At 67.4% G+C, this 11755-nt stretch carries 11 protein-coding genes and 2 tRNA genes; 5 read left to right on the forward strand and 8 right to left on the reverse strand.

All coding sequences use genetic code 11. The features are described from left to right. Positions 1 to 296: 296 nt before the first annotated feature. Positions 297 to 372: transfer RNA gene (locus AC1Z3O_RS06515), tRNA-Lys, on the reverse strand. A gap of 213 nt (positions 373 to 585) precedes the next feature. On the opposite strand from AC1Z3O_RS06515, the gene AC1Z3O_RS06520 reads away from it, so the two are divergent. Both AC1Z3O_RS06520 and AC1Z3O_RS06525 read left to right on the forward strand, forming a co-directional pair. After that, positions 586 to 1494: a LysR family transcriptional regulator gene (locus tag AC1Z3O_RS06520; RefSeq protein WP_483514513.1), complete on the forward strand. Its 909-nt coding sequence runs from the start codon at positions 586 to 588 to the stop codon at positions 1492 to 1494. A gap of 211 nt (positions 1495 to 1705) precedes the next feature. Next, positions 1706 to 3097, forward strand: coding sequence for an 8-oxoguanine deaminase (locus tag AC1Z3O_RS06525; protein WP_483514515.1), 1392 nt, complete (start codon positions 1706 to 1708; stop codon positions 3095 to 3097). A 104-nt stretch (positions 3098 to 3201) separates the two neighbouring features. On the opposite strand, the gene AC1Z3O_RS06530 is transcribed toward AC1Z3O_RS06525, so the two are convergent. Beyond that, positions 3202 to 3277: transfer RNA gene (locus tag AC1Z3O_RS06530), tRNA-Lys, on the reverse strand. A gap of 213 nt (positions 3278 to 3490) precedes the next feature. On the opposite strand from AC1Z3O_RS06530, the gene AC1Z3O_RS06535 reads away from it, so the two are divergent. Continuing rightward, positions 3491 to 3754 (forward strand): DUF1488 family protein, encoded by a 264-nt coding sequence (locus AC1Z3O_RS06535; protein WP_483514517.1) that lies wholly within the window; start codon positions 3491 to 3493, stop codon positions 3752 to 3754. Between the two features lie 270 nt (positions 3755 to 4024). Here the strand turns inward: AC1Z3O_RS06535 and hpaR are convergent, their stop codons facing one another. Both hpaR and xth read right to left on the reverse strand, forming a co-directional pair. Continuing rightward, positions 4025 to 4477, reverse strand: a complete 453-nt coding sequence (hpaR, locus tag AC1Z3O_RS06540) for a homoprotocatechuate degradation operon regulator HpaR (RefSeq protein ID WP_483514519.1) — start codon at positions 4475 to 4477, stop codon at positions 4025 to 4027. A gap of 103 nt (positions 4478 to 4580) precedes the next feature. Continuing rightward, positions 4581 to 5378, reverse strand: a complete 798-nt coding sequence (gene xth / locus AC1Z3O_RS06545; protein WP_483514521.1) for an exodeoxyribonuclease III — start codon at positions 5376 to 5378, stop codon at positions 4581 to 4583. Positions 5379 to 5848: 470 nt separating this feature from the next. Here xth and AC1Z3O_RS06550 point away from each other — a divergent pair, with 470 nt between their 5' ends. Next, a complete protein-coding gene (locus AC1Z3O_RS06550) occupies positions 5849 to 6463 on the forward strand; it encodes a hypothetical protein (RefSeq protein WP_483514522.1) in 615 nt (204 codons plus the stop codon). A 120-nt stretch (positions 6464 to 6583) separates the two neighbouring features. Here the strand turns inward: AC1Z3O_RS06550 and AC1Z3O_RS06555 are convergent, their stop codons facing one another. From AC1Z3O_RS06555 to AC1Z3O_RS06565, 3 genes are all read right to left on the reverse strand, one after another. Further along, complete coding sequence (locus tag AC1Z3O_RS06555) at positions 6584 to 8671, reverse strand: M3 family metallopeptidase (protein WP_483514524.1); 2088 nt, start codon at positions 8669 to 8671, stop codon at positions 6584 to 6586. A 129-nt stretch (positions 8672 to 8800) separates the two neighbouring features. After that, the gene (gene folD / locus AC1Z3O_RS06560; RefSeq protein ID WP_483514526.1) at positions 8801 to 9652 is read right to left on the reverse strand and encodes a bifunctional methylenetetrahydrofolate dehydrogenase/methenyltetrahydrofolate cyclohydrolase FolD; all 852 of its coding nucleotides are present in this window, start codon (positions 9650 to 9652) and stop codon (positions 8801 to 8803) included. A 222-nt stretch (positions 9653 to 9874) separates the two neighbouring features. Next, positions 9875 to 10135 carry a hypothetical protein gene (locus AC1Z3O_RS06565; RefSeq protein ID WP_483514528.1) on the reverse strand — a complete coding sequence of 87 codons (261 nt, stop codon included), beginning with the start codon at positions 10133 to 10135 and terminating at the stop codon, positions 9875 to 9877. A gap of 146 nt (positions 10136 to 10281) precedes the next feature. Between AC1Z3O_RS06565 and AC1Z3O_RS06570 the strand changes: the two genes are divergently transcribed. Beyond that, positions 10282 to 10947 carry an energy-coupling factor ABC transporter permease gene (locus tag AC1Z3O_RS06570; protein WP_483514529.1) on the forward strand — a complete coding sequence of 222 codons (666 nt, stop codon included), beginning with the start codon at positions 10282 to 10284 and terminating at the stop codon, positions 10945 to 10947. Positions 10948 to 11036: 89 nt separating this feature from the next. Here the strand turns inward: AC1Z3O_RS06570 and AC1Z3O_RS06575 are convergent, their stop codons facing one another. Then, positions 11037 to 11669, reverse strand: a complete 633-nt coding sequence (locus tag AC1Z3O_RS06575) for a response regulator transcription factor (protein ID WP_483514531.1) — start codon at positions 11667 to 11669, stop codon at positions 11037 to 11039. Positions 11670 to 11755 lie beyond the last annotated feature (86 nt).

Genomic DNA, 11755 nt, shown 5'->3' on the forward strand with positions numbered 1-11755 from the left:
GGTTCCGTAAAGCGGAACTCTGTTTCGCAATATGGGCTGGGACGCCATTGCAGCGTGAAAGCGCTGCTAACGATATTGGGAACAACCCGGCTTGCGCGCAGGAGTTGAATGCTGGAGAGCCCTGAAAGCTGGCGTCGCCTGGGGTATCGGAGGGGGAGGCCGGCGTGCCTCCGTGGCGGGCATCATGAGGAAGGGCGAACTTGCCGCGCACGCAAACGCACGCCACAGCGAGATCACCAAAGCTCGCCAAAGCAAAAAGCCGGAAGCTTGGCGCTTCCGGCTTTTCAGGAATTCGGTGGTGGGGCGTGAGTGACTCGAACACTCGACCTACGGATTAAGAGTCCGCTGCTCTACCAACTGAGCTAACGCCCCCCGAAGAAGCGAAATCATAGCAAGGCCATTCGGATCGCGCAAGTGCTTCTTGGCTTTTTTCTGCACGTGGGCTGATTCACAGTGAGCGCGCGCCGTAGGGACAAGGCCGCATGGGCCGCTACAATGCAGCGCCAGCCGTGCGGTTCGCATTGTCCCGCCTTTGGGCAGGCTTCACGTCCTGCTCTCCTTTATCCTTCGCCATCTGCCAGCGCCATGCATGCCAGAGTCCTGCGCTATCTCGACGAAGTGGTCCGCCGCGGTTCCATCCGCAAGGCGGCCGAGGCCTTGCACGTGGCACCCACCGCGATCAATCGTCAGATCCTCGATCTGGAGGCGGAACTGGGTGCGCCGCTGTTCGAGCGAATCAACAAGCGCCTGCGGCTGACGCCGCTGGGCGAGATGGTGCTGGCCCACGTGCGGCAGACCCTGCGCGAGTACGGGGCGCTGCGCGGCCGCATCGAAGAGTTCAAGGGGGTGCGCCGCGGCGAGGTAGCGCTGGCGACTACCGCGGGGCTGGCGGCCTCCTTGATGCCGGCGCTGGTTGGCGATTTCCGTGCGCGCTACCCCGGCATCGTCGTGCGACTGCTCGACTTGCCGGTGGAAGCGATTGCCGCCGCAGTGGCCGCGGGCGACGTGGACCTCGGCCTGGGCTATGACCTGCCGGACCATGCCGCGCTGCGTGTGCTGGCCGGCAGCGACTGGGGCATCGGCGCAGTGGTGGCGCCAGGGCATCCGCTGGCTGGTGCGCCTTCCTTGCTGCTGGCCGATTGCGTCGGCCATCCGCTGATCCTGCCTGCGCCGGCGCTGTCGATCCGCGCCATCCTGGACGAAGCGCTTGCGCGCGGCGGCATCGCGGCCGCGCCGGCCGTGGAGAGTACCTCGACGGCCTTGATCCAGCGGCTGGCGGCGATGGGGGCGGGCGTGGCGCTGCTCAACCCGCTCGACGTACTCGAGGCGCGCCAGCGTGGCGAGCTGGTCTTCGTGCCGCTGCGCGATGCTCATCTCAGGCGCCAGACGCTGACGCTGGTGGCGCGCCGGCAAGGCGAGCCGGCGCCGGCGGCGGAATTGCTTGCGGCGGAGGTCGAGGCGGGGCTGGCCGCACGCTTCGCCGAACTGCGCTGAAGCGCCGCGGGGCGCGCGTCCCTGGCCGGCTTCCGGCCGGCTCATGTTTTCGAGCCTTTGGCGGCCGTCCACATTTTGTGGACAGCGTCGGCGTAATTCTGCGCTTGGCGGGCGCAGCCATCGGCTCCTAGACTGGGGTCCACGAAATCCCGCCCGGCCGCGCCCGTCGCGCTGCGGGCAGCCTGCCATCCTTCCAAAGCCGGACACGCCCATGACGCTCATCCTGATCAACGCCGATGTACTTGTCACCATGGATGCGGGCCGCCGCGAAATCGCGCAAGGCGCGCTGGTGGCGCAGGGGCCCGCCATCGAATGGGTGGGGGCGACCGAGGACCTGCCGCTGTCCTACCGCCAGCAGATCGAGGAGGGTGGGGCCCAGGTGCTCGACATGCGCGGCCATGTGGTGATCCCCGGCCTTGTCAATACCCACCACCACATGTACCAGAGCCTGACGCGCGCGGTGCCCGCGGCCCAGGACGCCGAACTGTTCGGCTGGCTGAGCAACCTGTACATGTTGTGGTCGCACCTGACGCCCGAGATGATCGATGTGTCCACGCGCACCGCGATGGCCGAGCTGATGCTGTCGGGGTGTACCACCACCAGCGACCACCTTTACCTCTACCCGAACGGCGCGCGGCTGGACGACTCGATCGCCGCCGCGCAGGCAATGGGCATGCGTTTCCATGCGGCGCGCGGATCGATGAGCGTCGGGCGCAGCAAGGGCGGGTTGCCGCCCGATGCCGTGGTGGAGGACGAGGCATCGATCCTGCGCGACAGCCAGCGGCTGGTGGAGCAGTATCACGACGCGGGGCGGCACGCGATGCTGCGCTTGGTGCTGGCGCCATGCTCGCCGTTCTCGGTATCGCGCGAGCTGATGCGCGACTCGGCGCTGCTGGCCCGCCAGTACGGCGTGTCTCTGCACACGCACCTGGCCGAGAACGACAATGACATCGCCTATTCGCGCGAGAAGTTCGGGCTGACGCCGGCGCAGTATGCCGAGGACCTGGGGTGGGTCGGCCATGATGTGTGGCATGCGCACTGCGTGAAGCTGGACGGGGAGGGCATCGCGCTGTTCGCCCGCACCGGCACCGGCGTGGCGCACTGTCCTTGCTCGAACATGCGGCTGGCTTCAGGCATCGCGCCGGTGCGCGCCATGCGCGACGCCGGGGTCAAGGTGGGGCTGGGCGTGGACGGCAGCGCGTCCAACGATGGTGCGCACATGCTGGGCGAGGCGCGCCAGGCCATGCTGCTGCAGCGGGTGGGATACGGCCCGGCCGCCATGAGCGCGCGCGAGGCCTTGGAGATCGCCACGCTGGGCGGCGCGCGCGTGCTCAACCGCGACGACATCGGTGCGCTGGCGCCCGGCATGTCGGCCGATTTCGTCGCCTTCGACATGTCTGATGTCGGCTATGCCGGCGCAGGTCACGATCCGGTGGCGGCGCTGGTCTTCTGCACACCGGGCAGGGTGGCCACCAGTGTGATCAACGGGCGGGTGGTGGTGCGCGATGGCGAGCTGCTGACCGTGGCGTTGCCGCCGGTGCTGGAGCGCCACCGCGTGCTGGCGCGCACGCTGTTTGAGCGCGCCCGCCACGGCGGTGCCTGACCCGGCGCATCGCGGGCTGGGCCGCAGAGGCCGGGCCACAGAAACCGGGAGCGCAAAAGCAAAGAGCCGGAAGCATCGCTGCTTCCGGCTCTTCTGGTATTCGGTGGTGGGGCGTGAGTGACTCGAACACTCGACCTACGGATTAAGAGTCCGCTGCTCTACCAACTGAGCTAACGCCCCGCCGAAGAAGAACGAGATTCTAGCACCATATTTTTTCCTGTCAATTTTTTTCGCTAAATTTTTTTGTTGGCCCGCATCGCCCGCGCGCATCGCCGCACGGAACTTGCGCCACCTTCCTTTGTCTTCCCGGATGAGCACGACGCATGGCCTGCGTTCACGATTTGCATCGAGCCATGTTAGGATGTTTCCTCACTTGCATATGGAGGGCTGCACATGGATATCAAGTTCCAAGAGCAAGAGCGGTACGACATCAATAACGAGGGCTTGCTGTTCCACGCCATTGTCGATGGCGAAAAGGTAACCTGCGTAGTGACCCGCGAAGCGCTATGGGAAGGCTTCAGCGCCGATCAGGTGCTGTCGCTCGAGGAAGCATTCCGCGCCGGGCGCGAGACCATCGAGCGCGCCGCGGTCGTGTTGATCGAACAGGGCGTTGCGCAGCCTATCGTGGTCAAGCGCGCCCACGTGGCACCGCTCTGAGGTGGCGCTGCCGCGGCCTGCATCACCGCCATTCGCGCGGACTGCCGCGGACGCCCACCTCTCAAACATCCGCCACCACGCGCAAGGCACGCAACGGTTTTTCCGCTCCGGGTCTTCCCGCCGTAGCGGCCGCATTCCAGGCTGACTTCGCTTCACCTGCCGGCCGTTTCCAGAACGCTCTTTCCGCTCCCGCAATCCGCCACACCCGCGCCGCCGGCTTCAAGCACTGCGCCATGGGCTGACTTTTCGTGCGCGCGCCTGGCGGCACGCTTATTCCTGCTCGGCTTCTTCATTGCCGAAGCACAGCAGCATCTCGTCGACGGCGGCATAGACCTTGGCCAGCCGCTCGGCGCCCACCAGACGTTCGAGTTCGCCATAGCGGCGGTCGATCAGCGGTTCCATCTCGGCGACCAGGGCGCGGCACTGATCGGTCAGCGAGATCAACTGGCGGCGCTGGTCAACGGTCGAGCGCGAGCGATGGATCAGGCCGGCCTCTTCCATGCTGCTGAGCATGCGTGTCAGGCTCGGGCTGAGGATCAGGCAGGCATCGGCAAGCTGGTTGGGCTCCATCTCGCCCTGCTCGTTCAGCGTGCGCATCAGGCGCCATTGCTGCTCGGTCACGCCGTATTTGCGCAGGATCGGGCGGAAGCCCGCCATCAGGGTTTCGCGTGCCTTCAGCAGCAGGTGTGGAAGGTTGCGATGGCGGAATGCGGCCGGTTTCATCCTGGGATTTGGCAAAGGTTGTTGTGGCGCCGCGAGGCGCCCTGTTCTGCGGGCAGTGTAGCGCAGCGGGCCGGCGGCGTCCGGCCGTGGCGCCTGCGCTGCCTCAGCCGGCCGCCAGCGTGGCAATGACCGGCGTGTGGTCCGACGGCTGTTCCCAGGTGCGCGGCGCGCGGTCGATCACGCAGGCGCTGCATTGCGCGGCGAGCGTCGGCGACAGCAGGATATGGTCGATCCGCAGGCCGGCATTGCGGCGGAAGCCGAGCATGCGGTAGTCCCACCAGGTGAAGCTCTTCTCCGGCTGCTCGAATTGCCGGAAGGCGTCCGCCAGGCCCAGCTCGAGCAGGCCGTGGAAGGCGGAGCGCTCCGGCGGCGAGACCAGGTTCTGGCCTTCCCACTTGGCGGGGTCGTGCACGTCGCGGTCTTCCGGCGCGATATTGAAATCGCCCAGCAGCGCCAGCCTGGGATGGCGCGTCATCTCCTCCTTCAGCCAGCCCGTCAGTGCCTCGAGCCACTTCAGCTTGTAGATGAACTTGTCCGACTCGGGCGACTGGCCGTTCGGGAAGTAGGCGCAGACCAGCCGCAGGTCGCCATAGGTGGCCGTGACCACGCGCTTCTGCTCGTCCTCGAAGCCGGGAATGTTCAACAGCGTGCCGTCCGCTGCCGGCATGCTGGCGGCACGCGTCAGGATGGCCACGCCGTTATACGTCTTCTGGCCCGTGAAGACGCTCTGGTAGCCCGCCTGTTCCAACTCGGCGAGCGGGTACTTATCGTCCGGCAGCTTCAGTTCCTGCAGGCACAGCGCATCGATGGGCGCCCCTGCCTGCTCCTGGTCGGCCAGCCACTGCAGTACCTGGGGCAGGCGCACCTTGAGCGAGTTAACGTTCCAAGTCGCGATTCTCATGGTTTTCCGAGTCCTATATTCAGCAAGCCTTCCAGGGTAGATCCTGGGGGAAAATACATGCTGGCTACCCAGCGGGCCATCCATTTCCCCTGGCCTGCGATGTTCCGCGGATCGGCGCCTCGATGCTCTCGGCCGTGATGCCACTTGAGCGGGGCCCGATCTTGATGAGGCGGAGTGTACCAGCGGCTACCTGGCAGCATGCCATTGCCGCCGAAGTCCCTCGTGACACGTGCCGGGTCGAGCGCATGGTGCGGATGGTGCGCTGGGTGGTGCGCTGTGTGGTGTGTAGTGCATCTTTCCCCGTTGCGCTCGGCCTGCGCCCTCGTGCCGTGCGCAGGCCTGGGCGGACGTTGCCGCGGCGCAATCCGCACTGCGCGTCGGCCACCCCGACCAAGCCGGACTAAGATAAAGGCGAGCTTCCGCAGCAGGGAAGCAGCGCCCTTGCGTACAGACCCTGGAGCGATCTTGTCATGACAACAGTTAGGCGGTACATGGCGGGAGTCTCCATTACCGGCGAGCGGATCGGCATCGACCTGCATCCGGATATGGAGCCGAACGAGAATGAAGATGCCCCGGGCGCCGTGCGCATTGTCGCGACGGCAGCGCCCGAGGCGACAGACCTCGATTATTGGGGCGCGGTCGGCAATTCGGATACGCGTGCGGCCTTTGCGCCGGACGAGATCCATCTCGAGGGTGATGAGTTGCTTTGCCTGGCCAGGCGCGCCTCCGGGGTGCCGCAGTACAGGGAGGGCTTCGCCCTCTCGCTCGAGCCCGGCATGGGATCGGTGCTGGCCGTCTGGCTGCCCCGCTTGTTGCGCGCCAGCGTGGTCGCGCAGGCCGTGCTGCGCCGCATCTCGGCGTCGTGGGGGCGCGAAGCATGGCCGCACGAAGCCAGCATCGTTGCCGAAGTGGTGGCGCGCCGGGTGCTGGATGGCCTGCCGCTCGGCGATGCCTTTGCGATGGCGACGGATTCGGATGGCGAGCGTTACTTTCCCCGCGAGGAAACCATGTTCGCCGCCCTGCATGATCCGGCGGTCCTGGCGTTGCTCGAAGCCCCGCCGCCAGCGCAGCAGCAGGCGGCTTGAGAAAGGCGAAAGGCGAAGGGCGGCCCGGGATGAACCCGGTGCCGCCCTTCGTCGCGATTGATCGCGATTGACCGCAGCTAGCCGCGATCAGGCGCGACCGCCCGGTCGTGCCGCAGGCGTTCAGGCCGCCATGCCGCCGTGGCGCAGCAGTGCGTCGATCTGCGGCTCGCGGCCGCGGAAGGCGACGAAGGACTCCATCGCCGGGCGGCTGCCGCCCACTGCCAGGATCTCGCGCCGGTAGCGCGCACCGGTTTCATTGTCGAGCACGCTGCCGGAGAGATTGCCAGCTTCCTCGAAGGCGGCGTAGACATCGGCGGACAGCACCTCGGCCCACTTGTAGCTGTAGTAGCCTGCAGCGTAGCCGCCGGCGAAGATGTGGCTGAAGGTGTTCGGCCAGCGCGACAGCGGGTGCTGCGGTACCACGTGCACGCGGTCGTTGACCTCGCGCGACAGCGCCAGCACGGACTGTTCGCCCTGCGGGTCGTAGTCGGTGTGCAGGTGCATGTCGAAGGACGAGAAGACGATCTGGCGCAGCGTCATCATGCCGTTCTGGAAGTTCTTGGCCGCCAGCATGCGCTCGAACAGCACGCGCGGCAGCGCCGCGCCGGTCTCCACGTGGGCGCTCATGCCGGCCAGCACCTCGTACTCCCAGCAGAAGTTCTCCATGAACTGCGAGGGCAGCTCCACCGCATCCCATTCGACGCCGTTGATGCCCGACACGCCGAGTTCGTCCACCTGCGTCAGCATATGGTGCAGGCCGTGGCCGAACTCGTGGAACAGGGTGATCACCTCATCGTGGGTGAACAGCGCCGGCTTGTCGCCGACCGGGGCGGAGAAGTTGCAGGTCAGGTAGGCGACCGGCGTCTGCACGCCGCCGTCGGCGCGCAGCTTGCGCCCGCGCGCATCGTCCATCCAGGCGCCGCCGCGCTTGCCTTCGCGTGCGTACAGGTCGATATAGAACTGGGCCAGCAGCTCGCCCTGCGGCGAGGTGACGCGGAAGAAGCGCACGTCCTTGTGCCAGGTCTGCGCCTGCTCGGCCGCGATGCGCACGCCGAACAGCTTCTCCACGACGCCGAACAGGCCCTGCAGCACCTTGTGCTCGGGCAGGTATTGCTTGACCTCGTGCTCGGAAAAGGCATAGCGCTGCTGGCGCAGCTTCTCGGAGGCGTAGGCCACGTCCCAGGGCTGCAGCGCGGCGAGGCCCAGCTCCTTGGCGGCGAAGTCCTGCAGCTCGGCCCAGTCGCGCTCGGCGAAGGGGCGGGCCTTGGCGGCCAGTTCGTCGAGGAAGCGCAGCACCTCGGCGGGCGACTGCGCCATCTTGGGCACCAGCGACACTTCGCCGTAGCTCTGGTAGCCCAGCATATGGGCTTCCTCGCGGCGCAGCACCAGTTGCTGGCGCATATTGCCGGTATTGTCCCACTGCGCCTGGCCATCGCCATGCTGCGGGCCCAGTTCCGAGGCGCGCGTAACGTTGGCCTCGTACAGCGTCTGGCGCAGCGTGCGGTCATCCGCGTACTGCAGCACCGGGAAGTAGGAGGGGAAGTGCAGCGTGAACTTGCAGCCTGCCTTGCCATCCTTCTCGGCCGCCAGGCGCCCCGCCTCGCGGACGTCCTCGGGCAGGCCGGACAGGCTGCCGGCATCCTCGACGTAGAGCGCGTAGGCATTGGTGGCGTCGAGCACGTGGTCGGAGAAGTCCTTGGACAGCCTGGCCTGTTCCTCCTGGATCTCGGCGAAACGCGGTTTCCTGTCCTCGGGCAGCTCAGCGCCGCCGAGGCGGAAGCCGCGCAGCTCGTTTTCCATCAGCTGGCGCCGCGCGGCGCTCATCTGCGCAAACGCGGGGCTTTGCGACACGGCCTTGTACTTGTCGAACAGCGCCAGGCTCTGGCCCAGCGAGGACCAGAACTCGGTCATGCGCGGCAGGTTCTCGGCGTGCGCCTGGCGCAGTTCGGGAGAATCGGCCACGGCGCTGAGGTGGCCGACCACGCCCCAGGCGCGGCCCAGCGGCTCGGTGGCGGTCTCCAGGGCCGTCACGGCTTCCTCCCAGGTGGCCGGCGTGGCCGGGTGCTCGGCACGGGCCACGGCGGCCTCGGCCGCGGCCAGCAGGACGTCCAGGGCTGGGCCGATATGCTCGGGGCGGATCTCGGCGAAGCGCGGCAGGTCGCTGAAGTCGAGCAGCGGGTTGGCGTTGGCTTGGGAGGCTTGGTCCATGGCGGTTCTCTTGTTGGCGGCCTTGAGACAGGCGGTATCCGTCAGATTGGGGCGGAACCGCCGGATTTCCACCCCGGCATGCCGGGGTGGGGTAGCGTGGGGCGGACGCGTCGCGCGCGTGCCTTGGGCTCAGCCCGCGGCGCGTTCCGCCGCTTCCAGGGTGTTGACCAGCAGCATGGTGATGGTCATCGGGCCGACGCCGCCCGGCACCGGCGTGATGTAGCCGGCGACTTCCTTGACGCCCTGGAAGTCCACATCGCCGCACAGCTTGCCGTTGTCGTCGCGATTCATGCCCACGTCGATCACCACCGCGCCCGGCTTGACCATATCGGCCGTGATGATGTTGCGCCTGCCGACGGCCGCCACGATCACGTTCGCCTCGCGGGTGTGGGCGGCCAGGTCGCGCGTCTTGCTGTTGCAGATGGTCACGGTGGCACCGGCCTGCAGCAGCAGCATGGCCATCGGCTTGCCGACGATGTTGGAGGCGCCCACCACCACCGCGCGCGCGCCGCGCAGCGGGTACTCGATGGACTCCAGCATCTTCATGCAGCCGTAGGGGGTGCAGGGGCGGAACAGCGGGGCGCCCGTCATCAGCGCGCCGGCGTTGGCCACGTGGAAGCCATCCACGTCCTTCTCGGGCGCGATCGCCTCCAGCACCTTGTGGCTGTCGATGTGCTTGGGCAGCGGCAGCTGCACCAGGATGCCGTGGATCTGCGGGTCGCGGTTGAGCTGGTCGATGCGGTTCAGCAGTTCGGCCTCGGACAGGTCCGCCGGATAGCGGTCCAGCGAGGAGTGGAAGCCGTTGTCCTCGCAGGCCTTGACCTTGTTGCGCACGTAGACCTGGCTGGCCGGGTCCTCGCCCACCAGCACCACGGCCAGGCCGGGACGGTGGCCGCGTGCGGTCAGGCGTGCGGCGCGCTCGGCGGCTTCGGAACGGATTTGTTTGGCAAGGGCGTTGCCGTCGATCAGTTGGGCAGACATGGGGGAGTCGGGATGGGAGGAGTTGAAAGCGGAGCTAAAGCGGAATTATACGGGGTGGGCGCAGGCCGGCGCGGCAAAACGACCGGCCCACGCGGGCCGCGCCAGCCCGGCGCGTTGGTGGGCACTTCGTCGGGCACGTCCGCACAAGGGCCGAGCAGGCAAAGGCAGAAAGAAGGGCGGCGCCGTAAGGCGCCGGCGCGGGGCAGGGGGGCGGCGTTGCCGCTAGTCCCAGAGGCAGCGGAACGCCGCGGCGGCGATCACCGGTACGGTGATGACCAGGGGGATCTCGAAGAACGGCACTTCGAGATCGACGCTCCAGGAGTAGATGAGCCAGGCGACACCGGCGGCGAGCGTGGCCAGGCCGACGAGTGCGGAGATGAGGTTCAGTGACCGGTCAGAGGGATGCCGGTGCGTCCGCTCCTTGGAGAATAGCGTTTTCATCATGGCTCCGGTGAATGCCAGGCGGATCTCCGATGGATTCATTCTAGTACGCAGGCGGGGCCGTCGAGCCCCGGCGCCGGGCTGGCGTGGCGGTTAGGCAACTCTCCGCGGCCCGGGCGGGCCGGTGCCGGCAGCGAGGCTTGATCCGGTGCAAGTTTGTCCGGCGCCACCCCTGTTAGGATGGCGCCATGCCCGCCACCGCCCAACTGCTGCTGCCCGTCCTGTCGTTCGCCGGCCTCGCCTGGGCCGTCTGGCGCAGGCCCTGGCGCGTGCTCGGCCGAGACGACCTGCAGAATGGCTGGCTTGGCGCACTGGTGCTGACCGCCCTGTTATGGACCGTGCGGGCCACGCTGCCGGGCGGAGTGGTATTGCAGTTGTTCGGCGCCACGCTGATGGTGACCTTGTTCGGGCTGCCGCTGGCGTTGCTGTCGCTGTTTGCGGTGGATGTCATCTCGCTGCTGGGGCTGGCGTTCATTGCCGGCCACGGCTGGGGCGACATCGGCTGGGCGGCGCTGTGGCCGCGCTTCGTCTGGATGGGGCTGGTGCCCGCGCTGCTGTCAGCGGCCCTGCAGGCGGGGATGCGCCGGCTGCTGCCGCACCATCCCTTTGTCTTCATCCTGGGGCACGGCTACTTCAGCGCCGGCCTGGCCGCGCTGGGTGCCGGCGTGGCGCAGGCGCTGTGGCGGGACTGGAGCGGGGAACGCGGCGTGCTGGCGCTCGCCGACTTGCTGACCGGGCTGCTGGTGCTTGCCTTCGGCGAGGCCTTCCTGACCGGGATGCTGGTGGCGATCTTCGTGGTCTACCGGCCGCAATGGGTGCTGACCTTCCGCGACGAAGACTATCTGAGCCGGTGAATCTGAAGCGCTGAGGCTTTAGCGCCGAGTCTGAACACTGAGCGGCCGGGCGCCCCGCCGCACGGAGGGCGGGGCCCGGCGGGGAAGGCTCAGCTGTTGCGCGACAGGGCCAGGCGCAGCAGGTCGGCCACGGTGTTAACGTTGAGCTTTTCCATGATGTTGGCGCGGTGCGCCTCCACCGTCTTGATGGAGATGCCCAGGTCGTCGGCGATCTGCTTGTTCAGGCGTCCGGCCACGATGCGCTCCAGCACCTGCTGCTCGCGCGTGGTCAGCTTGCCCAGCAGGTCCTTGGCGGCGCGCTGCTCGCGCGCGGCGGAGTGGTCGGTGCGGGCCTTCTGCAGCATGCGCTCGACCAGCGCGCGCAGCTCGGACTCGTCGAAGGGCTTCTCTATGAAATCGATCGCGCCCTTCTTCATCGTCGAGACCGCCATCGGCACGTCGCCGTGGCCGGTGATGAAGACGATGGGAATATTGATGTTCTCCGCGATCATCCGCTCCTGCAGCTCCGGGCCGCTCATGCCCGGCATGCGCACGTCGAGGATCAGGCAGGAGACCTGGCCGGCATCGTAGGCCGCCAGGAACTGCTCAGCGCTGCTGTAACTGCGAACCTGGTAGCCATTGCCCTCCAGCAGCCAGGTGAGCGAGTCGCGCATCGCTTCATCGTCGTCGACGATGAATACGGTCTCGCCGCGGTGGGAGGTGGGGTTTGGCGTTGCGGTCATGTAGTCTCCTGGGACAACGAGGTCATTGCTGCCAAGTGTAATCGCCCTTGGCGCCGGGTGGCGCGCCGCGCGCACAGCGGCGGCCT

It is taken from the genome of Cupriavidus sp. 09_S30, from assembly GCF_056930435.1.